This is a genomic window from Moraxella sp. ZY200743 (genome assembly GCF_050885545.1).
Classification (GTDB): Bacteria; Pseudomonadota; Gammaproteobacteria; order Pseudomonadales; family Moraxellaceae; genus Moraxella; species Moraxella haemolytica.
On record NZ_CP091313.1, the window covers coordinates 1,019,691 to 1,045,194 of the forward strand.

Below are 25,504 nucleotides of genomic sequence, written 5' to 3' on the forward strand. Positions count from 1 at the left end.
TGTTGTGATGGCGTGGGGCAAACTTTATAAACGGATGCTTGGTGATTTGTCAATTTTGTGTATTTAACTTGTATGTTTGGCTCAAGGTTTTTTTGTGATTGATGGGAATTTAGGAGAAAATATATGAATAAACCCAATATTTTAATCATCGGTGCAGGTGGCGTAGCTCAGGTGGTTGCTCATAAAGTAGCTCAGTATCGTGAGTATTTTGGCACTCTTCATATTGCCAGTCGCACTGTAAATAAGTGCCAAGCCATCAGCGATAGTGTGCAACAAAAACAGCATATTTCCCTACAAATTCATACCATCAATGCTCTCAATGTTGATGAGTTAACTGATTTTATCCGTAGTATTGAGGCAGGTATTGTCATCAATGTTGGTTCGTCCTTTATTAATCAAAGTGTACTCAAAGCCTGTATCACCACAGGGGCAAGCTATCTAGATACCGCCATTCATGAAGAGCCAAATAAGGTTTGTGAAACACCGCCTTGGTATGAAAATTATGAATGGCGACATAAGGCGGCGTGTGAGCAAGCGGGCATAACTGCTATTTTGGGTGTGGGTTTTGACCCTGGTGTGGTTAATGCTTATGCTCGCATTGGTGTGGATTATTTTGATGAAGGGCAGATCACCGACATTGACATCATTGATATTAATGCAGGCAGTCATGGTAGATATTTTGCTACCAATTTTGACCCTGAAATCAACTTTCGAGAGTTTACAGGCGTGGTTTATACTTGGCAAAACCGTAAATGGCAGACCAATCAGATGTTTGAGGTGAAACGCACGGACGATTTGCCAGTTGTGGGTGAGCGTAGTAGCTATCTGTGTGGTCATGATGAGATTCATTCGCTACACAAGAATCTAGATGTACCTAATATTCGTTTTTGGATGGGGTTTGGCGATCATTATATCAATGTATTTACTGTTCTAAAAAATCTTGGGCTACTGTCAGAACAGCCAGTCATGACCGCAGAAGGGGTGGAGATTGTACCACTAAAAGTTGTCAAGGCGTTGTTACCAGACCCAAGTTCGCTTGCCAAAGACTATACAGGGCATACTTGCATTGGCAATAAAATGCGTGGCAAAAAAGACGGCGTCAAGCAAGAAATATTTATTTATAATATCGCCGATCATGCTAAATGTTATCAAGAAGTTGGTAGTCAGGCAATCTCATACACCGCAGGCGTGCCAGCAGTCGCAGCGGCGGTGCTGATTGCCAAAGGGGGCTGGAGAGTAAATAAAATGGTTAATGTTGAAGAGCTTGATCCACGCCCATTCATCAACCTACTAAATGACATGGGATTGCCGACCCATATCCAAGATGAGAGCGGTCATCGCTTGTTGTCATTTGATATTTGAAGGTTGGTGAATGAACATAAAAAACCACTTCATCAGTCCAACTTTATGATAAAATGAAGCGACAGACTTGATTTACCTTAATATTATGCGTATTCGTAAACTCTTTAAATTTGAAAATGCTCATGTGGTGCGTAATTGCACCTCTGAGCGTTGTAGTCGTTCTATTCATGGGCATAGCTATCAAGTTGAGCTTATTCTTGAGGCACAGGCTTTTGATGATGGGCAAATGGTCTATGACTTTGGTCTATTAAAATCTCACATCAAAGAACTTATTGATAGCTTTGACCATGCCATCACTTTTTGGAATAAAGATGATCCAAGCTATATTCGTGCCTGCAAAGAACTATCGGCTCGTTGGGTATCTCTACCTGTTTCGCCCTCAGCAGAGCAGTTTAGTCGTGTGATTTTTTATTGGGCGGATAAAGTGTTAAAAAATACTGTCATGCAAAACAATGAACAAGATGTCAGTATTTATTCTGTCATTGTGCATGAAACCGCCACAGGCTATGCTCAGTGCTTTCGTGAAGACATTGACAATCTACGCATGGGTGCATTATCGCTTGATGACTTTGAGTTTAGTGAGCAAGTTCAGGCGGAGTGGAGCGATCCTAAGATGTTTGAAAAACTAAAACAAGAAGAGCGTTTTTTCAATCCACTACCCTTAAGACAGGTTAAAGTTTAATGAAAATTATTTTGGAAAATGAGAAGGATACCGAGCGTCTGGCGGTTGCCTTAGCCAAAATGAACCCTGTGGGTAGTCTGTGGTTGTCAGGTGATTTAGGGGCGGGCAAGACGACCTTTACTCGCTATCTTTTGCGTGCTTTAGGTCATACTGGTGCGGTAAAAAGCCCAACTTATACTTTAGTCGAATCCTATCGCATCAATCAAAAACCTGTCTATCATGCCGATCTTTATCGTCTAAATGACCCAGAAGAGCTTGATTTTATTGGGTTTTTTGAGTATTTTGAAGAGAAAGATTCGCTTGTCATCATCGAGTGGGCAAGTCGTGCCGAAAGTCTTTTACCAAAGCCTGACATACAGCTAAAAATCACAAGACAAGCCCATGATGCTCGATTGGTTGAGATTGTTGGTGTGGACTTATCTATTTAATGCCTTGCTTAACTGATTTGCCATGACTTTAAATTATAAAAATTTGCCTGATAACACTGTGTTATCGCTCATCGCACCCACTGCCAGTGGCAAGACGAACTTGGCTTGTCGGCTGTATGAGACAGGGAGATTTGAGCTTATCTCGGTTGATAGTGCTTTGATTTATCAGGACATGAACATAGGTACGGCAAAGCCATCTGATGGGGAGTTAGCCTGTTTTCCACATCATTTGGTCAACATCATCAAACCCACCAAGACTTACAATGTGGCAAGTTTTGTGGCGGATGTAGAGATGCTGATTACTCAAATTCACCAACAGGGCAGAATACCGCTACTCGTTGGTGGTACGATGATGTATTACATGGCACTTTTGGACGGATTGTCTGCCGTTCCTGATACTGATATTGCCACACGAAAAATGGTGGTGGCATGGCTTGATGATAAAGGTGTTGGTGAGCTATACGAGTATTTACAAACACACGACCCAAAAATCTGCCAACGGCTTAAAGTTACCGATACTCAGCGTATTACCAGAGCGGTAGAGGTGTATTTACAAACAGGTGTGCCGATGAGTGTGTGGCAGCAGACCCCAAAAGTCGCTCTTTGCCACAATCCTAAGCAGCATTGGATTACCTGTTTAGTGGAGCCTGACAGAATGTGGCTACACGACCGTATTGCCAAGCGATTGGATATCATGTGGGAGATGGGGCTTGTTGATGAAGTTGTCTCGCTACTTAAAAAATACCCCGACTTGACTGCTGATATGCCGTCCATGCGATGTGTCGGCTATCGGCAGGTGATTGACTTTTTGGCGATATCAGGGCATGAGGTCATGCAGACCAATGAGTACTGGATGGGATTTTCATCACTCATGCAGGCACAATGGCATGATTTTGTTAAAAAAACACAAAAACAGCCTGTAAATCCCCTACAAATGGCTTGTCAAGACATGAAAAATAAGGCATTATATGCAACAAGACAGTTAGCGAAACGCCAATCTACTTGGCAGCGTAGCCTTGCTCGTCTTGAGGGTACTTCATCTTTGATTGTACCGTTTTTTAGCATACAAGAAGTACAAAATCAGTTATTATAATATTAAGCCTGTTTGGGCGGATATTTTTTGCATGAGTTTCTGTTATTTTGGAGAATTTCTATGTCAAAAGGGCAAAGTTTGCAAGACCCATTTTTGAATGCACTTCGTAAAGACCGCATTCCTGTCTCTATTTTTTTGGTTAATGGTATTAAATTACAAGGACAAATCGAATCATTTGACCAATATGTCGTTCTCTTAAAAAACACGGTCAGTCAAATGGTTTATAAGCACGCCATCTCAACCATTGTTCCAACCCGTAACCCTCGTACAGATAGCGTTGTGCCATCAGGTCCTCAGTCAGGCTATCCAAACGCCTCTATCGGTGTGATGTCATCAAGTAGCTATCAAACTAGCGTGGCATCAGGCAATGCGAGTACAGGCTTTGAACGCCAAACAGGTTTTGGTACTCGTCCTGTGGGAGGATTTACACGCACGCCACCATCGGATAACTTCGGCTCTCGTGGATTTGAGCGTGGTGGCTACCCACAGGGTAATGGCATGAATGCAGGCTTTGACCGTGCTGCCTTTGATGAGCGTGGCTTTGATGGCAAAAACTTTGAAAAAAAGCAAAGTCGTAGCATTGAGCGTGGCGGTTTTGATGACAAGGGTTTTAGTGATAAAGGCTTTGATGAAAGAGGCTTTGATGCTAAATTTGGCCACAGTAATGACGAGGGTTTTGATAACTGATCATTGATGCTAATTTTGTCGTTGGCATTTGTTCTATGGCTTAATTTTACTTAAATGAATGAAAGATCATCAAGATTTACTTGATTTTATACTTTCAAGCCCTTATTTAAAAAGAGCGGTAAAACGCCGTTCTCTCACTTTTATCTAACAAAGGAAAATATATTATGGCATTTACATTACCAGAACTTGGCTATGCGTATGAAGCCCTAGAGCCACATTTTGACAAAGAGACCATGGAGATTCACCACAGCAAGCACCATCAAGCCTATGTAAACAATGCAAACGCAGCACTTGAAGGCACTGAGTGGGCAGACAAGTCAGCTGAAGAAGTGATTGCTAATCTAGATAAAATCCCTGCCGAGAAGCAAACAGCTGTTCGCAATAACGCTGGCGGTCATGCCAATCACAGCTTATTTTGGACCATCTTAAAAACTGGCACAGAGCTAAAAGGTTCACTTAAAGAAGCCATCGAGCGTGATTTTGGTTCTGTTGATGCTTTTAAAGAGCAATTTGAAAAAGCTGCACAAACTCGCTTTGGTTCTGGTTGGGCATGGCTAGTAAAGCAGGGCGATAAATTGGCAGTGGTCTCTACCGCCAATCAAGACAGCCCATTGATGGGCAAGGCAGTGGCAGGTTGTGAAGGTACTCCGATCATTGGTCTTGATGTCTGGGAACATGCCTACTACCTAAAATACCAAAACAAACGCCCAGACTACATTAAGGCGTTTTGGGATGTGGTAAACTGGGACGAAGCTCAAAAACGCTTTGATGCCTAATCATCACGCCTTTGATGGTCGTAATGACAACAAAAAAAACAGCTATTTATGGCTGTTTTTTTGTTGATACATGACTGTAAATAAAGTCAAGCAGAGTTGTCGGTAAGTGGCGTTAGTAGGCGAGTGCGTTGTGGACTGATTTTTTTGATGAAATGGTCGCAAGCGGGTAAAATCTCATCGCACACCATGCCGGCAATAATCTCGCCACATAGTGGTGAAAAGGTAAAGCCCTTTGATCCCATGCCGTACATGGCATAGATGCGATCAGAAACTTTGCCAATAATGGGGTGGTAATCAGGTGTTTGGGCTCTAATACTGGCACGACCTTGTAGTTGCTGTGTGATGGCATTATTTCCTATGCCTAGTGTGCTTGCAATATTAGGTAGGCTTTGAGTGAGTTTATCAATGTTAAATTTATGTTCATCTGGCATGATGGCAGTATGCGTTTCATTGCGAACAAAACTGGCTCCCATCAAAAAATAGTTGCCACCATCATCGGTGAATTTGGCACAATAGCCATCGTATTTGATGGGGTTTTTGGGTAGTTTGGCGAATGTATCCGTATTTACAGACAGCCATGATATCTGACCACGGATTTTTCGGGGGTTGAATAACTGCTCATGCAGCAAATGGCTTTCAAAGCCTGCTGAAATGACTACTTCGTCCGCTACAAATGTCTGATCATTACCGTGTAGCACCACCTGTTTTTCATCGCAACTGATGTGCTTAATATCTGCTTGTTGCCAAGAAATAAGTGGCTCTGATAGCACCGCTTGGGCAAGTTTGGCAGGATTGATAAGACCTGCTTTTGGTATGAATGTATGAATTTTTTGATTAGGATAGATGGCGTCTATTTGATGAATCAAGTCATGCGGATAGGGGTTGATGAGTGCTTGTAGTTTGTCAACGCTTTTTTGGGTGGGTAGTAAAAAATCCACCACGCCCAATGGTTCATAAATGCCGTCTTTGGTATTTAAGCTTTGATAAAAACGCACCGCATACAAAAAAGAAATGGTGGATAGATGATGACTGGCTTGCTCAATTAAAGACAGCTTGGGGGCGAATAACGCTCTAGGATTGCCAGACGCACCTGATATGGGGGAGATTTTATCATACAAGCTGACTTTAATGCCTCGTTTGCTCAAAGCCCATGCAGAACACAGTCCTGCAATGCCTGCACCGATAATAGCAATGTGCTTAGGGAATGTTGTCATTACTTTATCATTGCAATGCAATTTTCCTGTAATCATCTCTCGTTTTCGCCCAAATCCTTGCTTTTTTTGTACATCAAAACCTACTGCACTCAGACCACGGCGGACAAATCCTGCTGCTGTAAAGGTAGCGATGGTGGCATTGGGAGAAGAGAGCTTGCGGATAAGCTCAAACAGCTCATCAGACCATAAGTCACTGTTTTTACTAGGAGCAAAGCCATCTAAGAACCAAGCATCAACTTTTGATGTATTGGGGTGTAATGTCTTTTGATAGCGGTATATGGCATGGAAGCTGTCCAATGCTTCGCCCAACCATAAATCCAACATGATGTCATCGGCGATATTCATGCGATGACACCCTGCAAGTGGCACAGGATAGCAATCAAGCAAACGACTAACAAATACTGCAATGGTGTCATCATGCAACCAACTACCAAGTGCCTTTTGTAAGTCGGCGTGGCTTAGGGGAAATTTTTCGGTGCTGATGAAATGTAGGCGTGCTTTTTTTGCCAGCCTGCCTTGGTGCTTGAGAGTTCGCCACAGTTTGTACAGGGCTAAAAAATTCAGCCCTGTACCAAAACCTGTCTCAGCAACAACAAAGATATGGTTGTCATTAAGCTGTGTCAATCGATGGGGCAAGTCGTTGCCTTCAATAAACACATAATGACTCTCATCAAGACCGCCTGCGTGCGAAAAATAGACATCATCAAACTTTTGTGATGTCGGTACAGTATTGCCAAGATGGTCAAGTCGCCATTCAATCACGGCATTATTTATTTGGTTCATGATGACCGTGAATTAGATTATATTTTTGGTAAGGCTTGGATAAATGGCTTAATATCCACATGGCTATATACACCGCCATGCAAATATGGTTCATCATTTGCCCATGCTCGTGCTTGTTCAATATCATCAAAATGGGCGATGATGATACTGCCACTCATGGCAGGCTCTCCATGATTGATGGGTGTTGGTCCTGCGATGACAAGGCGATTTTGAGCATTTAGGGTGTTTAGGCGTTCAAGATGGGCGGGGCGAATTTCGCTACGCTTGGCGGCACTGTCCGCTACATCATGACCGATAATGACAAATAAAGGCATAAAAATTCCCAGTATGAATTAAAAAGTAAACCAATAAAAAGACTGCCAATTTGATTGTTATGTATCCAAAAATACCCACCAAACCCAAAGCAACTGGCAATAAATCTCATAACAATGTATCACTTTAAGGTGTGGTGATTAATGTTGGGCGGAAGTTATTGAGTGTGAGTTGTTTTTAATGAGTTTTTGGTTATTAAAAACATTACTTTTTTGGTTGATTCTCGTCCAATATAAAATGCTTTCGTAATATCACAAACATACCCGCCATAAAACTCATCATCACGATGATGTCGCCAAAGGCAGTAAACTCACCCCAATACTCACCGTCCATAAATACAAAGGCAAAAAAGGCATGTAGTGTCGCCATCAAAGTAAATAATCCTGCCCATGCCAAGTTTAATTTTATCCATCCTTGTGCTGTTAGATCCAAAATTGGAGCAAAAAGTTTTTTGATAATGGGTTGTCTATTTTTATTAAATAACGGTGAAATGGCAAGACCAATGGCAAAAGCTAGGTTAATCAGCACTGCTTTTAATCGAATGTAGTAGTCATCACTCAAAGCAAGTGTTAGTCCACCAAAAACCACTGTCATGACCAGTACGAACCATTGCTGTTTTTCTAGGCGAAATTTTTGATTGATGAATAAATAGCCATATATCAATGCCGTTGCCAGCACCAAGCCTAATGTCCCAACCAGAATGTGATTATTATCCACGCCACCACTTATCCCAAAGATGGCAAGTAGGGGGTGGTTGGCATCTGCTTTATCGGTATTTTTGTAAAGCACATAAAAAATAATCAGCGGTAAAAAATCAAGCAAAGATTTCATGAGTACATTCAATAAAAAAAGATATAGTTTAAATGAAAAGCCATAAAAATAAAACCCAAATTTTACTTTGGGCTTTATTTTTGATGGCTTTAGCTGCGTAAAGCCTGTTCTTCTGCTTTAACGGTTAGTGCTGGTTTTAAGGGCATGAGTAGGGCGACCAAAGCGACTTTTAGCACTTCGTCAATCGTCTCAACCGCTTGAATGGTTAAGCCTTCTTTGACATTATCAGGAATGTCGGCAAGGTCTGGCTCATTAGACTTAGGGATTAGTACATGTTTGATGCCACCACGATGAGCAGCAAGTAGTTTTTCCTTTAGTCCGCCAATTTTTAGCACTTTGCCACGCAATGTAACCTCACCTGTCATGGCGATATCCGCACGAATGGCAATGCCTGTAAAGGCGGATACTAAGGCAGTGGTGAGAGCGATACCTGCAGAAGGTCCGTCTTTAGGCGTCGCTCCTTCTGGCATATGCACATGAATATCAGTGTCTTTGAATTTTTCATAACTGATGCCAAAGCGTTCGCCACCTGCACGCACAACACTCATGGCAGCTCGGATGGATTCCTTCATGACATCGCCAAGCGACCCTGTAAAGACAAGTTCGCCTTTGCCCTGCATGGTGGCGGTTTCAATCGTCAGTAGTTCACCGCCCACAGATGTCCACGCAAGCCCTGTAATTCGTCCAACTTCTGGCTCTTTTTCTGCCAAGCCAAAGTCAAAAGGCTTAACGCCCAAATAGTCAGCAATGTTATCGTCCGTTACAGACAATGACTCAATTTTTGTGCCTTTTTTGGGTTTGATGCCATAAGTTTCCACCTGTGAACGCACCGCTTTACGGCTAATTTTATTGATTTCACGCTCCAAATTACGCACGCCTGCTTCACGAGTATAGTAACGGATAATGCTAAGAACGGCATCATCAGTAATATTAAGCTCATCTTTGCCAAGCCCATTTTGTTCTAGAGCTTTTGGTGTTAGATAATTTTGGGCGATGTTCATTTTTTCGTCTTCGGTGTAGCCTGGCAGACGAATCACTTCCATGCGGTCAAGTAAGGCTGGAGGTATATTCATGCTGTTAGCAGTGCAGATGAACATCACTTCTGACAAATCCAAATCTAGGTCAAGATAATGATCGTTAAAGCTGTTATTTTGTGATGGGTCAAGCACTTCTAGTAGGGCGGACGCAGGGTCGCCACGATAATCTTGAGCCATTTTGTCAATCTCATCAAGCAAAAATAGCGGATTTTTAACTTCTACTTTTGCTAAAGATTGCACGATTTTTCCTGGCATCGCTCCAATATAGGTGCGTCTATGCCCACGAATTTCAGCTTCATCACGCACGCCACCTAATGCCATACGCACAAACTTGCGACCTGTAGAGCGAGCAATGCTCTCGCCCAAAGATGTCTTACCCACACCAGGAGGACCCACAAGGCATAGGATAGGACCACGCAATTTTTTGACACGAGACTGCACCGCTAGGTATTCTAAAATGCGATCTTTAACATCATCTAGCCCATAGTGGTCTTTATCTAGAATTTCTTTGGCTTTATTTAGATTAATAGAGACCTTGCTTGCCTTGTTCCATGGGGTATCTAGTATCCATTCAACATAGCCGCGCACAACGCTTGCCTCAGATGAGCTTGAAGGCATTTGTTTTAGTTTTTTAAATTCGGTTTCGGCTTTTTTGCGAACATCATCGGGCAAATCAGCTTCTTTTAGGCACTTTTCAAGCTCTCCATCTTCGTCATCAGCACCGTCATTTAAATCGGACAGTTCTGACTTAATTGCTTTCATTTTTTCATTTAAAAAATACTCACGCTGGTTGTTTTCCATTTGCTTACGCACTGTGTCTTGCAGTTCGTTTTCTAGTGTGCGTTCGGCTTTATTGTTGGTAAAAAATTCAGTCAAGGCCACATAGTACGACATCATGTCGTCGTCTTCTAGAATGCTTTGTTTGGCTTCTAGCTTCATGGATACTCGAGTGGCGATGAAATAAATCAGCTCAAGCAGATTGTCAATGCGACTGGCTACTCGGATAATCTCACGAGCGTTGCGTAACGATGCCTCAGCATAATCACTAAAAAGCTCAAGCAAGACTGCATGATGTGCCTCGTGTTCATCATCGGACAGAGGATTGTCAATCAAGGCTTCATGAAAAGTAGCCATCAATGCCTCATCAATTTCATCAATCTGGGCACGATACAAACCTTCAATAAGTACCTTTAGGCAGCCGTCATCATTATCATGTGGCATGGTGCTGATGATGCGACAGACAGTGCCGTGCTTGTGCAGGTTGTTAGTATCGATGTCTTCACTTAAGGAATCTTTTTGGGAGACAACCAAAATGTTGTCGCCAAAATCCTCTTGGGCGGTCTTGATGGCATGAATGGACTGTTCACGCCCCACAAAAAGGGCAATCTGCATATGTGGATAGACCACGACATCACGAACAGCAAGCAGGGGCAGGCTATTTGATTCAACTGAAAAATCTAGGGCTTCATCAGTCATGAAGTTCTCCTTTTTTGTTTATATTATTGTGTGGGCTATTTATGGTGGCAATATGACAAAAATGCAAGCAGAACCCATTTTTTTCTAAAAAAACTTGTCAGACAACTTGCTAAAGGCGGTTTTATTGGGTTTAAGATTGTCTTATTTGGTTAAGTTTTGCTGTCTATTGACAAAAAAGTGGTTGTACATGATTGATTGTTCGTTTTGGTTAAAATTTTGTATAAAATGAGTTATAATTGTGCAATCTTTTTTTAACTTAAGAAAATAATCATGAATGCAGTATTAGTCGCTATTGTCGTGATGGTTGGGTTGTCTTTAGCTCGAGTTCATGTCGTATTGAGTTTAATTATTGGAGCAATGATTGGCGGTCTTTTGGCGGGCCTGCCGATTGCCGACACTTTAAATGCTTTTCAAGAGGGCTTGAAAAATGGAGCACAGATTGCCTTATCTTATGCCATTTTGGGGGTATTTGCAATGGCGATTGCTCACTCGGGTGCACCCAAGTTGCTAGCAGATGGTATGATTTCTCATTTAAATAATGCAGGTGCAAGCCAAGCTGTCAAGTGGATGCTATTTGCCATCATTTTTGTGATGGCGATATTTAGTCAAAATTTAATTCCTATTCACATTGCATTCATTCTGTTGATTGTACCACCTTTGCTATTGTTATTAAATCGCTTGCAGACAGACAGACGGCTTGTTGCTTGTATTATTACCTTTGGTTTGGTAAATACTTATATGTTCATTCCTTACGGTTTTGGCGATATTTTTTTAAATCAAATCATCTTAAAAAATGTCAGCGACGCAGGCATGGATACGACAGGTGCATCCATCATGCAGATTATGGCAATTCCTGCGTTGGGTATGCTACTGGGTCTTTTGACGGCGATTTTTGTCAGTTATCGCAAGCCAAGAGTGTATCAGGACATACAGCCACAGAGTGCAAACGATGCCCCAAAAACACATAATAAATCAAGTCGCTACCGTGCCGTCATTGCTTTGGTTGCCATCATCATTGCATTCATGACCCATTTATATACAGATTCTTTGCTCATCGGTTCGATTGCAGGTTTTGCAGTCTTCATGGCATCTGGTGTGGTCAGATGGCATGAGGCAGATGGTGTGTTTAATGATGGCATCAAAATGATGGCAATGATTGGATTTATCATGATTAGTGCTCAAGGCTTTGCTGAGGTAATGAAAGCAACAGGGCAAATTGATGTACTGGTTACAGGGGTGATGGAAGTTTTTGGAGATCACAAAGGTTTTGCTGCTTTGGTCATGCTTCTTATTGGACTTGTGGTAACACTGGGTATTGGCTCTTCATTTTCTACTGTGCCTATTTTGGCAGCTATTTATGTACCACTATGCTTGGCATTGGGATTTAGTATGCCTGCAACTGTTGCACTCATTGCGACGGCAGGGGTACTGGGCGATGCTGGTTCACCTGCTTCTGATTCTACGCTTGGTCCAACCATGGGTCTTAATATTGATGGGCAACATGACCACATCAAAGATACGGTCATCCCAACTTTCATTCACTACAATATCCCACTTATTATCTTTGGTTGGATAGCGGCGATGGTTTTGTAGTTTATTTGCAGTTATATTGTCATGATAACAAAAGTATCATTTAATGATTTTGTTATCTGTGGCTATAAACATCAAACAATAAAAAGACAGGGATGGCCTGTCTTTTTATTGTTTGATTGATTTTTATCATCAAAGTGATGGCTAAGGGTGTCTATTGATTATTGAGATTTGTTTTTAAGACATCGGATAGGTCTGGCTTGTCTTGACCGACTGTTACGATGATAAAGTCATCAGGGTGAATGGTCTGCCTTAGGGCTTGATTGACATCATCTAGGCTTGCCTGCTTGATTCGGTCAATCTCGCCATTGGCATAAATATCAGGCAAACCATGTATGTTCATTGTGGTAGCTAGGGCGTGTATGCTAGCATTACTGGCAAAACTCATGGGGTGTTGGTAGGTATGCTGATTGGCAACCAAGTTAAGCTCGTCCGATAAAATACCATTCGTGATGGCATCATCAATCACCGATCGAGTTGCTTTGATGGCATCTTTTGCCTGACTGGCGTTGGTTGAGAAGCTGATTTGATAATGACCAGCAACATTCATGGCGACATTTCGCCCATAGATGCCATAGGTATAGCCTCGCTTTTCTCGTATCTCATCCATGAGGCGTATTAAAGCTACCGCCTGCTAATGCAGTATTTGCCAATGAAAAATGTGTCTTTTGCAAGAAGTCTGCTTGTGTTCGAGCCACTTTTGGTGCCAAATGCCCCATGATGATGCTTGTCTGTGTGCTGTCATGTGGCACATGAATGTGTTTGGCAGTTGCTTTGGTGGGTGAGGGTAGCATTGGTGCTTTTTGACCACTTGGCAAAGATGCACCGATTTGATTGGCGATATTTTTTGCTTCCGCTTGGCTAAGATTGCCTGTGATGGTGATGACGGCATTTTGAGCAACCAAAAATTTATCTCTAAAATTTCTGATGTCATTAACTGACAGTGTCTTTACTGTCTGGATATCGCCTGTGGTGAGTGTGGCATACGGATGGTCTTGGTATAGTGCCTGCTGATATGCACGAGCGGCAAGATAGCTTGGGTTTTGTTTGTGTTGTTTTAGACTGCTGATGAGCTCAGATTTTTCACGCTCAAGAGTGGAGGCATCAAAGTTTGGCTGACTGAGCATTTTTTGTAATAAACTGAGTGCATCATATAAAGTCTTATTTTGATTTAAGCTACGCAAAGAGATTCCTAAGGTGTCTTTGGTAGCACCTGCATTTAGGTGAATACCAAGCCTGTCTTTTGCCAATAAAAATGCTTCTTCGTCAAGTTCTCCTGCCCCTTTGGTCAACAGATTGGCGGTCATGTTTGCTACGCCTAAAGCATCGGTACGCACCTGCCTATCAAATGCTGAACCTGCCTGAAAATCAACGCTGATATCAACCATTGGCAATCCATCAAGCTGTGTAAAAATAACAGGTATGCCACCATCAGTAGTAAATCGCTCAAACTTAGGCAGGGTGAATTGTTTTTCTTGTACTTGTTTTAGGCTATCAAGTACGGGTAGTGGCTTGCTAAAGTCAATGCGTTCGGCATTTTGGTGTTCGTTGGCATGAGCTGTACCCATGATGCTAATGAGTAGCGATAGCCACAGGGAGGATAGTCGTTGAGTCATGATGTATTCCTAGTTATTTATTGTCTGCTGATGGCGTATTGTCGGTTTTGGGTAGTATGTACATGCTAGTCAAATTATCTTTAGTGAGATAGTGCCTTGCTGTTTTTTGAATATCTTGAGGGCTGATGGCTTTTATTTCATCAGGTAGTTTGTCATAACTGTCAGCAGGTAGCCCCATATTCCCAAACCGCCTATCATCTGTGCCTGAGTGCTAATGCTATCTTGTGTAAAGGTTAGAGCAGAGATGAGAGAGGTGCTAATACGCTGCATTTCATCATCGGTAATTGGCGTATTTTTGGCATTCTCTATGACTTGCAAAATGGCGTTTTCGGCATCTTGTAGCGATACACTATGAGCGGGTACGCCTTCAATAAAAAATAGTCCATCGCCCATCTCATAGGAATCATAAGATACAGAAATGCGACTAAACAGCTGTTTTTCACGCACAAGCACACGCTCAAAATAACTAGACATATCGCCATCTAGTATGTATTGAAACAAGGATAGGGCATAAGTGGTGGTCTTATCGCTGGTGGTGAGTGTTGGCACATTAAATGCCATCATCAGGCTTGGTACTTTGACCGATTGATGTGTGATGGCATGGCGATAGCCTTGATGACTGGCTTGCCTTGGTAGTTTTCTTTGGGGTATGTCGGCAGGTTTTTTGTTGCCAAAATATCGCTTGGCAGCTGTTACCACCTCATCATGACTAACATCTCCTACGACAACAAGCGTAGCATTATTTGGGGCGTAATAAGTGTCATACCAATTTTGTAAATCTTGGGTTGTTAGATTGTCAATATCCTGCATACTGCCGATAACAGGGCGTGATTTTGGGCTGTCTGGCTGACTAAGTTTGGAGAATTCTTCATAAGCTTTTGATAGGGGGTTGTCATCAACACGCAAGCGTCGCTCTTCTTTGATGACCTCTTTTTCGGTGGCAACCTCTTCATCTTTTAGGTGCAGATCTCTCATGCGAAAAGCTTCCATTTGCATGGCAAGGGGATAGTAGCTAGCAGGAAATAACTCATAATATGCTGTGTGCGTATTGCTAGTAAAGGCGTTGTTTTGACCGCCAAACTCAGCAATCAAGCGGTTATAATCCGTGCGTTTTAGGTGGGCATTGTCCTTGAACATCATATGCTCCAAAAAATGCGACATACCACCTTTGCCAATCGGCTCATCATCCGAGCCGACCTTGTACCATACTTGTGTCATGGCGATGGGAGAGCGGCGATCGGTCTTGGTAACGATGGTTAGTCCGTTGGTTAGCACACTTTGTTCATATGGATGGGTTTGGCGAACATTGTCGGTGGTAACTTTGATTTGACTTGACTGCTCAGTTAGCTGGGGTAGGCTTTGACAGGCGGTCAGCAGAGCACTGATTGCCATGACAATAGGGAGCTTGTTAATGATGGGTGTTTTTGAGATTATTAGTGTCATTGGTCTTATGCCTTTTTTTGTTTAAATGGTTTGGTTTTGTTGGCTACAGTTGAATGGGTCAATTAAAGACCTGTGCCGACCATGACGCTTGCGGTGGGTTTGATGGCAATGCCGTTGGGCGACTGACAAGCACTAAGTAGGCTGATGACAGTTGTTAGCATGATGATAGAAATGGTGTGATTGCGATATTTCATCATAGTTTCCTTGCATTTGAATAAAAGAATAAATAAGTAAATAACGGTCAAATTTACAGTCATGCCAAATGAATCATTTCGCACATGAGATATGGCCGTGCTTGAAATACAGTTCATTTGTCCTTATGTAGTGGCTTTAGCATTATAAATAAAAGCAAATACTCTTGCTAGTAAAACTTACATATCACAAACAGTTTGTCATGATAAAACAAGGTAATGATAAGTTGCACATGGCTTACGGTTATCCTAAGTTGTGATGTGACTAAGTTGTGCTATAATAATGAACAATAGGTAATAACATGAAAGACATCAAAAATACCATTCATCAATCCGATGCCAATCTTAAAGAGTCATCTGATGAGTTAAAAGAGCTTGATGAATTCGTACCACTGACCACACAGCCATCATTGGCTGAGAATGAAGATGATGCACGCCATGAGGTCATTGGTAACGACAATCAGCAAAAAGAGGTGGTTGTACCCATCATGCCATTGGTATAATATGGTGTTCTTTTTATTTCCTGAATGCTTGAATAATAAACAAAAATAAACAGTGAGTAACTCATGAGCGAAAAACAAGGCTGGTTTAGCCGCATGAAGCAAGGACTGTCCAAGTCTAGCAAAAACCTAACAGAGGGGCTGATGACTGCTTTGGTTGGCGGTAAAGAGATTGATGATGAACTCTTAGAAGAGGTGGAAGATCAATTACTTGTTGCTGATATTGGCGTTGATGCAACCAATCGCATCATCAAGAGCTTGACCGAACAAACCGCTCGTGGCGATTTGATTTATTCGCATTCGCTATATAAAGCCCTAAAAAAAGAGTTGGTGGAGATTCTTACTCCTAAGGTTGAGCCACTGGTTATAGATACCACCAAAAAACCTTTTGTTATCTTAATGGTAGGTGTTAATGGCGTGGGTAAGACCACCACCATCGGTAAACTTGCCAAACGACTACAAGCAGAGGGTAAATCTGTCATGCTTGCTGCAGGCGATACTTTTCGTGCAGCCGCCACCGAACAACTACAAATTTGGGGTGAAAGAAATGACATTCCTGTGGTAGCACAAGGTCATGGAGCGGATAGTGCATCGGTTGTTTTTGATGCCATGCAGTCGGCTCGTGCAAAGGGTATTGATGTGTTGATTGCCGATACAGCAGGGCGATTGCAGAATAAAACACATCTGATGAACGAGCTTGAAAAGGTTGTTCGTGTCATGAAAAAAGCCGATGAAACAGCCCCGCATGAAACGATGATTGTTCTAGATGCTGGCACGGGTCAAAACGCCATCAATCAAGTGCAGATTTTCTCTGAAGCTGTACCGCTATCAGGCATCAGTATTACTAAGCTAGATGGTACAGCAAAAGGTGGGGTAGTCTTTAATGTCGCCCAAAACACCAATGTGCCTATTCGCTATATTGGCGTGGGCGAAGGAATTGATGATTTGCAATCATTTGATCCAAATGAGTTTGTTGAAGCATTATTTGATGAAGAAAAATAAATTAAAATACCGTAGAATAATGATTTTACGGTATTTTTTTTATGATTTGAATGCTTGATAAGGTGTTTGGTTTTTATTTATCAGATGGTTGTTGGCTGTTTAAGGCAGTGGTTAATTGTTTATGTATGTTACAATCGGTTAGGATAAATATATGGCTATCATTAGCACGCATTACACACCACCACATCAGTTGCCCACCATCAGCTTAACCATCAAAGATGGTAGGCTTGTTTTACTAGATTGGTATGATGGCAAGACGCAATGCCTGCTTGCTAAGGTGGGTGAGAGTAGCCTTTGGGTTGGGCATAACTTTCTAGATGCTTTTGATTTAGACCAAGCAGTCGCTTTGATGACAATCAATCAACTGGATGAGTATTTTGCAGGACGCCGTACAGTCTTTGATATACCACTGGATTTGTCTTATGGCACGGCATTTGAACAGTCAGTTTGGCAGGCTTTGCAAGCTGTAGAATATGGCACAACCATCAGTTATGCCACGCTTGCTCAAAACATCAACAAGCCTACTGCCTATCGTGCTTGTGCTAATGCTAATGGCAAAAACCCCATCAGTATTGTCGTGCCATGCCACAGAGTCATCGCATCAGATGGTGGTATTGGTGGTTATACAGGTGGGGTTCACATCAAAAGAACATTACTGGATTTGGAATGTCGCACAATGGCACAGCACAAGGGTGCAATGAGCGGTTACTAATTTGAATTGGGGTGAATTGACAACTCTTTATCTTTTATTCACAAAGTTCATGAAAAGCTATATCGCAGGCGGTGTAGCTGTGTTATAATTAAACGATTTTTCTTTTTACTTATCTGATTTAGGGAGTTTGTCTTTATGTCGTATGCACTACTTCGCCCGCTCTTATTTAATATGGAGCCAGAGCATGCACATGAACTTACCCTAAGTATGCTGGATAAGGCCTATCATGCAGGTCTGCTTGGTTTTGGCTATTCCAAGCAGGCACTACCTACCACTTGCATGGGGGTAAAGCTACTTAATCCTGTGGGATTGGCGGCAGGACTAGATAAGAATGGCTCGCACATTGATGCTTTAAGTGAGTTGGGTTTTGGCTTTTTAGAGATTGGTACGGTAACGCCACGACCACAGTCGGGCAATGACAAACCAAGATTATTTCGCATTCAGCGAGCAGGGGCGATTATCAATCGCATGGGCTTTAATAACGATGGCGTCGATAAGATGATTCAAAACATAGAGCGATCCAAATATCAAGGCGTACTTGGTATCAACATCGGCAAAAATGCCATCACTCCTGTTGAAAACGCCTTAGATGATTATGTTTACTGCCTTGAGAGAGTCTATCCTTATGCCAGTTACATCACCATCAATATCTCAAGTCCTAACACCAAAAACCTGCGAAGTCTGCAAGGTGGCGACGCTTTATCTGCTCTGTTAGATGGCATCAAAACTTGCCATACACGCTTGGCGAATAATTACGGTTTTTATGTACCACTTGCTCTAAAAATAGCCCCTGATTTAGACGAATATCAAGTTGATGAGATTGCTCATACGGTACTATCATTTGACATAGATGGTCTGATTGCTACCAACACAACGCTGTCTCGTGTGGGTGTGGAAGACTATAAATATGCTGATGAGTCAGGTGGGTTGTCGGGTCGTCCTGTGAGTCATATCAGCACAAAAATCCTATCCATGTTTCATGACCGTCTGTCGGATAAGGTGGATTTGATTGGTGTGGGTGGCATTGACGAAGGAGAGCTTGCCGCCAAAAAAATCAGAGCAGGAGCAAAAGCTGTGCAGATTTTCTCTGGAATAATTTATAGAGGCCCTGCATTGGTGGGCGACTGCGTACAAGCGATTGCAAACCATCAGGACCGCACATGAATGGACTGATAGAGTCAATGACTTTCATTGACATTGTCATCTTATTTGTGGTGCTTTTAGATATGTGGCGTGGCTTTGGGGCTGGATTTGTTAAGTCGGTAGTCTCTTTGGTGTCTTGGTTTTTGGCATTAGTGATTGCATCACGCACCGCCAAAGACATTGCCCCCATGCTAAATATCTTGACAGACAATACCGTCTTACAAATTGCAGCTGCATTCTTACTGGTGGTATTGGTGGTCATTGCCATGACGCACGCCGTTGCACTCATGCTAAACAGCATCACCAAAAGCCTGCATTTAGGCTTTGTTAACCGTGTCTTAGGTGGCGTGCTTGGCATTATAACAGGCGTTCTAAAAATATTGGCCATTCTTAGTGTTACATCGCCACTATTGTCTTACCTGCCAAATTGGCAAGATTCTATTTTGGCACAAAATCTACTGCCATTAGCTCCGATTGCCACAGAACTCTTAAAAGAAGTGCTGGGCGAAGCATGGCAACAAATTCAAAATCCTTATCAATCATCTTAATGGAGTGAACTATGTGTGGTGTAATTGGCATTGTGGCACATGAGCCTGTTAATCAGATGTTATACGATGGTCTAACCATGCTTCAGCACCGTGGGCAGGATGCAGCAGGTATTGTTACCTTAAAAGATGGTCGTTTATATCTACGCAAAGACAATGGCATGGTTCGAGATGTGTTTTTAAACAAACACATGGTGCGTTTGGTGGGTAATTTTGGCATCGGTCATGTGCGTTACCCAACTGCAGGTACATCAAGCACTGCTGAGGCTCAGCCACTGTATGTGAATTCGCCTTATGGCATCGCTTTGGCACATAATGGCAACTTAACCAATGCTGATACGCTTGCCAAAGAGCTATTTGAAAATGACCACCGCCATTTAAATACTGGTTCAGATTCTGAAGTTCTTTTAAATATTTTTGCTAATGAATTGCAAAAATCCACCAAGACCAATCTTGCTCCAAATGATATTTTTGAGGCATTACAAGCCGTCTATCAACGCTGTGAAGGTGCTTATGGTGTGGTAGCAATTATTGCAGGGCATGGGCTATTGGCGTTTCGAGACCCAAATGGCATTCGTCCGCTCGTTTATGGTCAAAGAATTGGCGAAAAAGGGGTGGAGTATGTTGTGGCATCTGAGTCGGTCGCCATTCAGGCACTGGGTTTTGAGATGGTGCGTGATGTTGCCCCTGGTGAGGCAATTTTTATTGATTTAGAGCATAATCTACACACCAAGCAGTGCATTAAAGATGTCAAACATACCCCTTGTATTTTTGAGTATGTGTATTTTGCTCGTCCTGATTCTATCATTGATAATATATCGGTGCATAAGGCTCGTATGCGTATGGGCGAAAAACTCGCCCAAAAAATCATTCGTGAGTGGGGTGAAGATCACGGCATTGATGTGGTAATCCCTATCCCTGACACCTCACGCAACTCAGCTCTTGAGCTTGCCACACACCTAAATGTCAAATATCGTGAAGGTTTTAATAAAAATCGCTATATTGGGCGGACCTTTATCATGCCTGGTCAAGGACAGCGTAAAAAAAGCGTCCGACAAAAGCTAAACGCCATTCCACTTGAATTTAAAAATAAAAATGTTCTATTGGTGGATGATTCTATTGTGCGTGGTACAACTTGCCATGAAATTGTTCAGATGGCACGAGATGCAGGTGCTAAAAATGTGTTCTTTGCCTCTGCTGCCCCTGAGGTTAAATTCCCCAATGTTTATGGCATTGATATGCCGTCTCGTAGTGAGTTAATTTCATCAGGTCGTAGCGTCCAAGAAGTCTGCAAGATTATTGGTGCTGATCGTTTGATTTTCCAAGACTTAGATGATTTGATTGAGGCGGTAAACAATACAAAATATAGCAGCGTCAATGAATTTGATTGCTCAGTCTTTGATGGTAACTATGTTGCAGGCGGTATTGATGAAGCTTATCTAAATGCCCTACAAAATAGACGCAATGATGCTGCCAAGAATACAAGCGTTGCCATTGTTGAGACGCCTGTTGATATCACTGGTATCGCTGATGACTAACTGATGTAGCCCCTTTTTAGTATTTGTGGTAATCTTATGAACTTTAATAAGCCATTATTTATCGTCTCAGCACTAAGCATGGCAGTGTTATCTGCTTGTACCAGTACCACTCCTGTTAAACCACCCATTCAGGTGGTGGGTGCCAATACCCCCACACCAAAGCCAATGATTGTGCAGACGCCAGTCATACAACCACAAATCAAACCACCTGTGCAGATTCAACAAGTCAAACCACCTGTGCAGATTCAACAAGCACAACAGCACTATGCCAGCTTTGATGAATGGAAACAAGATTTTATCGCACGCACCATCAATCAAGGCTATCAGGCAGATCAAGTCTATGCTTTGATGAATGGTGTTAGCCTAAATCAACGAGTGATTGATCTTGATCGCTCACAGGCAGAATTTACAAAAATGCCTTGGGAGTATGTGAATGCTGCGACATCAACAGGTCGTATCAAACAAGGTCGTGCCAAGATTGCCCAGTACCCAATAACCTTTAATAATGCTGAGTCCAACTATGGCGTACCAAAAGAAATCGTCGCTGCCATTTGGGGTATGGAGTCATCTTTTGGTGCAGGCATGGGCAACATGGATTTGGTGAATGCCTTATCAACTTTGGCGTATGATGGTCGCCGCCGAGAGTTTGCTGAAAGTCAGCTGATTGCCATGCTTGTTATGGTGAATCGTGGCGATGCTAATATTCCACAACTTAAGGGTTCTTGGGCAGGTGGCATGGGGCATACCCAATTTATCCCAAGTACATGGATTAAAGAAGGTGTCGATGGTAATCAAGACGGTCAAATCAGCCCTTGGGGTATTGGGGATTCACTAAATTCAACCGCAAGCTATCTAAAAAATTCAGGCTGGATATCAGGTCTGATGCCTTATTATGAAGTATCTATACCCAGTGGGTTTAATCATCAGCTCCTAGATACAAAGCAAAGTTTGGATGCGTGGCGACAAGCAGGATTAATCTCAATGACAGATGAGTACTTAGGCGGTCAGGCAATGGCTGAACTATGGCTACCTGCGGGGATACATGGTCCTGCATTGCTATTGACCCAAAACTTCAATGTCATTCGAATATACAACAACTCATCAAGTTATGCTCTGGCAGTATCACTACTTGCCAGACGCATCGGTGGTGGTAGTGGCTTGGTGGCATCATGGCCAACCCATGAAGAGCCGTTGTCTCGTACGCAGATTCAAGCCTTACAAAGAACCTTAACTGCACAGGGTTTTGACACAGGTGGTGTTGATGGTGTTGCAGGGGCAAATACCCGCCGAGCATTTGCTCGCTGGCAGGCAGCCAATGGTCAAATCCCTGACGGCTTTATTAGCCAAGATAGTGCCTACAGTCTGATTTGGTAATCACTAATGGCTATCCTACGGCCATCAGTGATTACATATAAAAAACCAAGCCATCTATATCGCTTGGTTTTTTATATGGGCAATCTTTAGGTTATTAAAAAATCATTAAATCCATATGGGATTGTGCTTTGATAATATCAAGCCAAGCAAACCGATGTCTTTATGCTATTGATGTGTTATTTTTAATCACCTTGTTTAATCATAAAATCGCCATCAATAAAAAAATTTTATGCTTTTTTGGTTAATAATTCTCAAAAATCATGGTATTATTACCAATATTTCATTGACTACTTTAATCTCAAGGAATCGTCATGACAGATAATAACACTTCTTTAGATGCCAGCAAAATCAAAGATTTGCGTCATAAGATTGATGGTATTGACGAGCAAATTCAATCACTAATCAATGAGCGTGCTACCATTGCTCAAGAGGTCGCCCGTGCCAAAAAAGACCACGAAAACCATCCAATCTTTTATCGTCCAGAACGAGAAGCTCAAGTCCTAAAAGCAGTCATGGCTCGTAACACAGGTCCATTGTCTGGCGAAAAAATGGCACGCTTATTCCGTGAGATTATGTCTGTCTGTCTAGAGCTTGAAGCCCCTCAAAAAGTCGCTTTCTTGGGTCCTATTGGCACATTTACGCACGCTGCCGCATTAAAACATTTTGGTAAAGCAGCCACTACCGTACCGCTTGCAACCATCACAGATGTGTTCCGTGAGGTTGAATCTGGTGCTGCCATGTATGGCGTTGTGCCTGTTGAGAACTCATCAGAAGGCGTGGTAAATCACACCTTAGATGCGTTTTTGGGTTCAAGCCTTAGAATCATTGGTGAAGTGGAGATGCCTATTCATCATAACTTCTTGGTGGCAGAACACACCAAAGTTGATAGTCTAAGTCGCATTTATGCTCATCAGCAAACCCTTGCACAATGTCGCCATTGGCTTGATGTCAATTTTCCAAATGTGGAGCGAGTGGCGGTATCATCAAATGGCGAAGCAGCCAAACGCTTACAGCATGAATGGCACTCTGCCGCCATTGCAGGTGATGTGGCAGTGGCAGAATATGGCTTACATAAGCTGTACGAAAATATTGAGGACAATCCTAATAACACCACCAGATTTCTCATCATTGGTCATGAAGCGGTATCGCCAAGCGGTCAAGATAAGACTTCCATCGTGGTATCAAGCCCAGACCGTGCAGGTGCTTTGATTGAGATTTTAGAACCACTCAAAAAGCATGGCGTATCCATGACCAGTATTGAGACTCGCCCAGAGCGTCCAAATAAGTGGGCTTATGTCTTCTTCATTGACATGAATGGTCATATCAATGAGGATAATGTACAGTCCGCCATTGATGAGATTGCCAAGATTACAAAAGATGTGCGAGTACTTGGTTCATACCCAAAAGCAGTACTGTAATTTTTGCAAATAATTTGTTGATTGGGCTTTTTATGTAAAAGCCCAATATTCACAGTTAGTTTAAGGCAAAAATCATGACCGCTCAACATCACCTTGACCATACACCAGTTTTCTTTCAAAAAACCGCCTTTATTGGGCTTGGTTTAATTGGAGCAAGCCTTGCTCAAAGTATGCTTGATAAGCATCTGACCAAAGAAATTGTGGCGTGCGATAACAATCTAGATACACTAAATATTGCCAAAGAAGTCGGCTTGATTGAACATGGTTCAAATAACTTGACCGATATTTTGCCTGATTGTGATTTGGTGATTATTTGTGTGCCTGTGCAGGCGGTGTTACCAATCTTTGAAACCTTAGCCAAAGCAAAGCTTGCAGGTATCCTATCCGCTGATTGTATCATCAGCGATGTGTGCAGTACTAAAGTGAATGTCGTGAATGCCTGTCAGATGGTGGAGCAAAAGTTTGGGGTCAATCTTAACTTTATTCCCGCCCATCCGATTGCAGGGGCGGAGCATTCAGGCGTGCTGTCTCGTCAGTCAGATTTATTTGTCAATCATGAGCTGATCATCTGCAAAAACCATGCTGATGATAAATATTTGCGTGCAATCAAAGCTCTATGGCAGGGCGTGGGAGCAAGAGTTAGCCTAATGACGGCAGATAAGCACGATACAATTTTAAGCTTAACCAGCCATTTGCCCCATTTATTATCTTATGCTTTGACTTATCAACTTGCTAAAGATGATGAAAATTTAAATATTTTTCGCTATGCAGCAGGTGGTTTTCGGGATTTTAGTCGCATTTCGGCAAGCTCGCCGATTATGTGGCACGACATATTTTTGGCAAATAAAGAAGCGGTATTAAAGGGATTGGATAATTATCAAGCGATTTTAGATGAATTAAAATCTGCCATTGAAAATGACAATTCTGATGAATTATTAAACACTTTTGAAACAGCAAAAAACGCCAGAGATTATTTTGGGCGGTTGTTGGTGGAAAAAGAGAAGTTGAACAATTCAAACAATTAACCATTTGATTTTTTGCTTATGAAAAAAACAAAAATGAAAGCCGTTCGCTATAAAAAAGTTCGTGGTAAAAATAGAATTTTACGCCATATAGATGACTGGGCAACCTGCAATCGTCATTTGAATTTGGATTATTTACAAAAACACCAAAGAGACTATGTTAAATTTTGGGTCAAGCCATTTTCAAATTTACATATTGGCAATAGCATTTATCCAGAACCTTATGGGGAATTTAAAGAAAGACTGCTTCGTGGATTGTTTGACATTTATCAATCTTGGAGAAGGCAATTAGACAGCCTAAATAAGCCTTATTATTTAAAAATTTGGCTGTTTAAAAAACATATTTCACGCTCACAAGTGGTGTGTGCTATTGATGATTATTTGTATTTTTATGATAATGCTTTTGAGTTTATTGATAAGCCAAATCTTAATCAATTAAGAAAGTTGTGCGATGGATATTTTGATGATTTTGAACAATTAAATTGGCAAAAAGGCATTGATACACAATATATTGAAAATACTTATTTAGATTTATTGACTGATACGACAAGTCAAGAATTTAAAGAGACTGAAAAATGGTTTAATCAAATCAAAGAGCAGGCTTATTCTATTTATTATATCCAAAATCCAACGGATGAATTACAATTTTATTATTTGTTGGAAAATGATAAAGTTTGGATTGGTGGATAATTCTTTATAATCAAACTAGGAATCCCTATGAAATACAAA

At 41.9% G+C, this 25,504-nt stretch carries 25 protein-coding genes; 17 read left to right on the forward strand and 8 right to left on the reverse strand.

The features are described 5' to 3' along the window. The first annotated feature begins 123 nt into the window (after positions 1-123). From L3D27_RS04990 to sodA, 6 genes are all read left to right on the forward strand, one after another. On the forward strand, positions 124-1,362 hold the full coding sequence (locus tag L3D27_RS04990; RefSeq protein WP_432481777.1) for a saccharopine dehydrogenase family protein: 1,239 nt from the start codon (positions 124-126) through the stop codon (positions 1,360-1,362). 85 nt (positions 1,363-1,447) lie between these two features. After that, a complete protein-coding gene (locus L3D27_RS04995; protein WP_284674419.1) occupies positions 1,448-2,044 on the forward strand; it encodes a 6-pyruvoyl trahydropterin synthase family protein in 597 nt (198 codons plus the stop codon). After that, complete coding sequence (gene tsaE / locus L3D27_RS05000) at positions 2,044-2,472, forward strand: tRNA (adenosine(37)-N6)-threonylcarbamoyltransferase complex ATPase subunit type 1 TsaE (RefSeq protein ID WP_284674420.1); 429 nt, start codon at positions 2,044-2,046, stop codon at positions 2,470-2,472. Before L3D27_RS04995 ends, tsaE begins: the two co-directional genes overlap by 1 nt. Positions 2,473-2,494: 22 nt before the next feature. Then, positions 2,495-3,565 (forward strand): tRNA (adenosine(37)-N6)-dimethylallyltransferase MiaA, encoded by a 1,071-nt coding sequence (miaA, locus tag L3D27_RS05005; RefSeq protein ID WP_432481778.1) that lies wholly within the window; start codon positions 2,495-2,497, stop codon positions 3,563-3,565. 60 nt (positions 3,566-3,625) lie between these two features. After that, entirely contained in the window at positions 3,626-4,252 is a 627-nt protein-coding gene (gene hfq, locus L3D27_RS05010) for an RNA chaperone Hfq (RefSeq protein ID WP_432481780.1), read from the forward strand. Between the two features lie 164 nt (positions 4,253-4,416). Continuing rightward, positions 4,417-5,028, forward strand: a complete 612-nt coding sequence (sodA, locus tag L3D27_RS05015) for a superoxide dismutase [Mn] (protein ID WP_432481781.1) — start codon at positions 4,417-4,419, stop codon at positions 5,026-5,028. An 86-nt stretch (positions 5,029-5,114) separates the two neighbouring features. Here the strand turns inward: sodA and mnmC are convergent, their stop codons facing one another. The 4 genes from mnmC to lon all read right to left on the reverse strand — a co-directional run bounded on the left by mnmC (position 5,115) and on the right by lon (position 10,681). Continuing rightward, positions 5,115-7,025, reverse strand: a complete 1,911-nt coding sequence (gene mnmC, locus L3D27_RS05020; RefSeq protein ID WP_432481782.1) for an FAD-dependent 5-carboxymethylaminomethyl-2-thiouridine(34) oxidoreductase MnmC — start codon at positions 7,023-7,025, stop codon at positions 5,115-5,117. A gap of 17 nt (positions 7,026-7,042) precedes the next feature. After that, complete coding sequence (locus L3D27_RS05025) at positions 7,043-7,339, reverse strand: YciI family protein (protein WP_432481783.1); 297 nt, start codon at positions 7,337-7,339, stop codon at positions 7,043-7,045. Between the two features lie 202 nt (positions 7,340-7,541). Further along, a complete protein-coding gene (locus L3D27_RS05030; protein WP_432481785.1) occupies positions 7,542-8,168 on the reverse strand; it encodes an inner membrane-spanning protein YciB in 627 nt (208 codons plus the stop codon). Positions 8,169-8,257: 89 nt separating this feature from the next. After that, positions 8,258-10,681, reverse strand: coding sequence for an endopeptidase La (gene lon, locus L3D27_RS05035; protein ID WP_432481786.1), 2,424 nt, complete (start codon positions 10,679-10,681; stop codon positions 8,258-8,260). Positions 10,682-10,951: 270 nt separating this feature from the next. Between lon and L3D27_RS05040 the strand changes: the two genes are divergently transcribed. Continuing rightward, the gene (locus L3D27_RS05040; protein WP_432481787.1) at positions 10,952-12,274 is read left to right on the forward strand and encodes a Na+/H+ antiporter family protein; all 1,323 of its coding nucleotides are present in this window, start codon (positions 10,952-10,954) and stop codon (positions 12,272-12,274) included. Between the two features lie 151 nt (positions 12,275-12,425). On the opposite strand, the gene L3D27_RS05045 is transcribed toward L3D27_RS05040, so the two are convergent. From L3D27_RS05045 to L3D27_RS05060, 4 genes are all read right to left on the reverse strand, one after another. Next, a complete protein-coding gene (locus L3D27_RS05045) occupies positions 12,426-12,881 on the reverse strand; it encodes a M16 family metallopeptidase (RefSeq protein WP_432481788.1) in 456 nt (151 codons plus the stop codon). Then, a complete protein-coding gene (locus L3D27_RS05050) occupies positions 12,874-13,887 on the reverse strand; it encodes a M16 family metallopeptidase (protein WP_432481789.1) in 1,014 nt (337 codons plus the stop codon). Before L3D27_RS05050 ends, L3D27_RS05045 begins: the two co-directional genes overlap by 8 nt. Before the next feature lie 132 nt (positions 13,888-14,019). Next, on the reverse strand, positions 14,020-15,330 hold the full coding sequence (locus tag L3D27_RS05055; protein ID WP_432481790.1) for a M16 family metallopeptidase: 1,311 nt from the start codon (positions 15,328-15,330) through the stop codon (positions 14,020-14,022). A gap of 62 nt (positions 15,331-15,392) precedes the next feature. Beyond that, entirely contained in the window at positions 15,393-15,527 is a 135-nt protein-coding gene (locus L3D27_RS05060) for a hypothetical protein (RefSeq protein WP_284674431.1), read from the reverse strand. 296 nt (positions 15,528-15,823) lie between these two features. On the opposite strand from L3D27_RS05060, the gene L3D27_RS05065 reads away from it, so the two are divergent. The 10 genes from L3D27_RS05065 to L3D27_RS05110 all read left to right on the forward strand — a co-directional run bounded on the left by L3D27_RS05065 (position 15,824) and on the right by L3D27_RS05110 (position 25,465). Then, entirely contained in the window at positions 15,824-16,024 is a 201-nt protein-coding gene (locus tag L3D27_RS05065) for a hypothetical protein (protein WP_284674432.1), read from the forward strand. 63 nt (positions 16,025-16,087) lie between these two features. After that, complete coding sequence (gene ftsY / locus L3D27_RS05070; protein WP_284674433.1) at positions 16,088-17,023, forward strand: signal recognition particle-docking protein FtsY; 936 nt, start codon at positions 16,088-16,090, stop codon at positions 17,021-17,023. A gap of 157 nt (positions 17,024-17,180) precedes the next feature. After that, positions 17,181-17,735, forward strand: coding sequence for a methylated-DNA--[protein]-cysteine S-methyltransferase (locus L3D27_RS05075; RefSeq protein ID WP_373627420.1), 555 nt, complete (start codon positions 17,181-17,183; stop codon positions 17,733-17,735). A gap of 135 nt (positions 17,736-17,870) precedes the next feature. Continuing rightward, the gene (locus tag L3D27_RS05080) at positions 17,871-18,899 is read left to right on the forward strand and encodes a quinone-dependent dihydroorotate dehydrogenase (RefSeq protein WP_373627330.1); all 1,029 of its coding nucleotides are present in this window, start codon (positions 17,871-17,873) and stop codon (positions 18,897-18,899) included. Then, on the forward strand, positions 18,896-19,426 hold the full coding sequence (locus L3D27_RS05085) for a CvpA family protein (RefSeq protein WP_432481791.1): 531 nt from the start codon (positions 18,896-18,898) through the stop codon (positions 19,424-19,426). Before L3D27_RS05080 ends, L3D27_RS05085 begins: the two co-directional genes overlap by 4 nt. A gap of 11 nt (positions 19,427-19,437) precedes the next feature. Then, on the forward strand, positions 19,438-20,961 hold the full coding sequence (gene purF / locus L3D27_RS05090) for an amidophosphoribosyltransferase (RefSeq protein ID WP_284674437.1): 1,524 nt from the start codon (positions 19,438-19,440) through the stop codon (positions 20,959-20,961). A gap of 36 nt (positions 20,962-20,997) precedes the next feature. Next, on the forward strand, positions 20,998-22,335 hold the full coding sequence (locus tag L3D27_RS05095; RefSeq protein WP_432481792.1) for a lytic murein transglycosylase: 1,338 nt from the start codon (positions 20,998-21,000) through the stop codon (positions 22,333-22,335). Positions 22,336-22,646: 311 nt separating this feature from the next. Further along, complete coding sequence (gene pheA, locus L3D27_RS05100) at positions 22,647-23,753, forward strand: prephenate dehydratase (protein ID WP_284674439.1); 1,107 nt, start codon at positions 22,647-22,649, stop codon at positions 23,751-23,753. A gap of 74 nt (positions 23,754-23,827) precedes the next feature. After that, positions 23,828-24,778: a prephenate dehydrogenase/arogenate dehydrogenase family protein gene (locus tag L3D27_RS05105; RefSeq protein ID WP_432481793.1), complete on the forward strand. Its 951-nt coding sequence runs from the start codon at positions 23,828-23,830 to the stop codon at positions 24,776-24,778. Between the two features lie 18 nt (positions 24,779-24,796). After that, positions 24,797-25,465, forward strand: coding sequence for a hypothetical protein (locus tag L3D27_RS05110; protein ID WP_432481795.1), 669 nt, complete (start codon positions 24,797-24,799; stop codon positions 25,463-25,465). Positions 25,466-25,504 lie beyond the last annotated feature (39 nt).

What these genes read in the sequence shown, in the direction of transcription:
- L3D27_RS05095 (WP_432481792.1), top strand. Translation starts at nt 20,998, where the DNA reads ATGAACTTTAATAAGCCATTATTTATCGTCTCAGCACTAAGCATGGCA.
- L3D27_RS05080 (WP_373627330.1), top strand. Translation starts at nt 17,871, where the DNA reads ATGTCGTATGCACTACTTCGCCCGCTCTTATTTAATATGGAGCCAGAG.
- L3D27_RS05065 (WP_284674432.1), top strand. Translation starts at nt 15,824, where the DNA reads ATGAAAGACATCAAAAATACCATTCATCAATCCGATGCCAATCTTAAA.
- sodA (WP_432481781.1), top strand. Translation starts at nt 4,417, where the DNA reads ATGGCATTTACATTACCAGAACTTGGCTATGCGTATGAAGCCCTAGAG.
- L3D27_RS04990 (WP_432481777.1), top strand. Translation starts at nt 124, where the DNA reads ATGAATAAACCCAATATTTTAATCATCGGTGCAGGTGGCGTAGCTCAG.
- L3D27_RS05105 (WP_432481793.1), top strand. Translation starts at nt 23,828, where the DNA reads ATGACCGCTCAACATCACCTTGACCATACACCAGTTTTCTTTCAAAAA.
- mnmC (WP_432481782.1), bottom strand. Translation starts at nt 7,025, where the DNA reads ATGAACCAAATAAATAATGCCGTGATTGAATGGCGACTTGACCATCTT.
- L3D27_RS05040 (WP_432481787.1), top strand. Translation starts at nt 10,952, where the DNA reads ATGAATGCAGTATTAGTCGCTATTGTCGTGATGGTTGGGTTGTCTTTA.
- L3D27_RS04995 (WP_284674419.1), top strand. Translation starts at nt 1,448, where the DNA reads ATGCGTATTCGTAAACTCTTTAAATTTGAAAATGCTCATGTGGTGCGT.
- L3D27_RS05085 (WP_432481791.1), top strand. Translation starts at nt 18,896, where the DNA reads ATGAATGGACTGATAGAGTCAATGACTTTCATTGACATTGTCATCTTA.
- ftsY (WP_284674433.1), top strand. Translation starts at nt 16,088, where the DNA reads ATGAGCGAAAAACAAGGCTGGTTTAGCCGCATGAAGCAAGGACTGTCC.
- lon (WP_432481786.1), bottom strand. Translation starts at nt 10,681, where the DNA reads ATGACTGATGAAGCCCTAGATTTTTCAGTTGAATCAAATAGCCTGCCC.
- tsaE (WP_284674420.1), top strand. Translation starts at nt 2,044, where the DNA reads ATGAAAATTATTTTGGAAAATGAGAAGGATACCGAGCGTCTGGCGGTT.
- L3D27_RS05030 (WP_432481785.1), bottom strand. Translation starts at nt 8,168, where the DNA reads ATGAAATCTTTGCTTGATTTTTTACCGCTGATTATTTTTTATGTGCTT.
- L3D27_RS05055 (WP_432481790.1), bottom strand. Translation starts at nt 15,330, where the DNA reads ATGACACTAATAATCTCAAAAACACCCATCATTAACAAGCTCCCTATT.
- purF (WP_284674437.1), top strand. Translation starts at nt 19,438, where the DNA reads ATGTGTGGTGTAATTGGCATTGTGGCACATGAGCCTGTTAATCAGATG.
- L3D27_RS05050 (WP_432481789.1), bottom strand. Translation starts at nt 13,887, where the DNA reads ATGACTCAACGACTATCCTCCCTGTGGCTATCGCTACTCATTAGCATC.
- L3D27_RS05025 (WP_432481783.1), bottom strand. Translation starts at nt 7,339, where the DNA reads ATGCCTTTATTTGTCATTATCGGTCATGATGTAGCGGACAGTGCCGCC.
- miaA (WP_432481778.1), top strand. Translation starts at nt 2,495, where the DNA reads ATGACTTTAAATTATAAAAATTTGCCTGATAACACTGTGTTATCGCTC.
- L3D27_RS05110 (WP_432481795.1), top strand. Translation starts at nt 24,797, where the DNA reads ATGAAAAAAACAAAAATGAAAGCCGTTCGCTATAAAAAAGTTCGTGGT.
- hfq (WP_432481780.1), top strand. Translation starts at nt 3,626, where the DNA reads ATGTCAAAAGGGCAAAGTTTGCAAGACCCATTTTTGAATGCACTTCGT.
- L3D27_RS05045 (WP_432481788.1), bottom strand. Translation starts at nt 12,881, where the DNA reads ATGGATGAGATACGAGAAAAGCGAGGCTATACCTATGGCATCTATGGG.
- pheA (WP_284674439.1), top strand. Translation starts at nt 22,647, where the DNA reads ATGACAGATAATAACACTTCTTTAGATGCCAGCAAAATCAAAGATTTG.
- L3D27_RS05060 (WP_284674431.1), bottom strand. Translation starts at nt 15,527, where the DNA reads ATGATGAAATATCGCAATCACACCATTTCTATCATCATGCTAACAACT.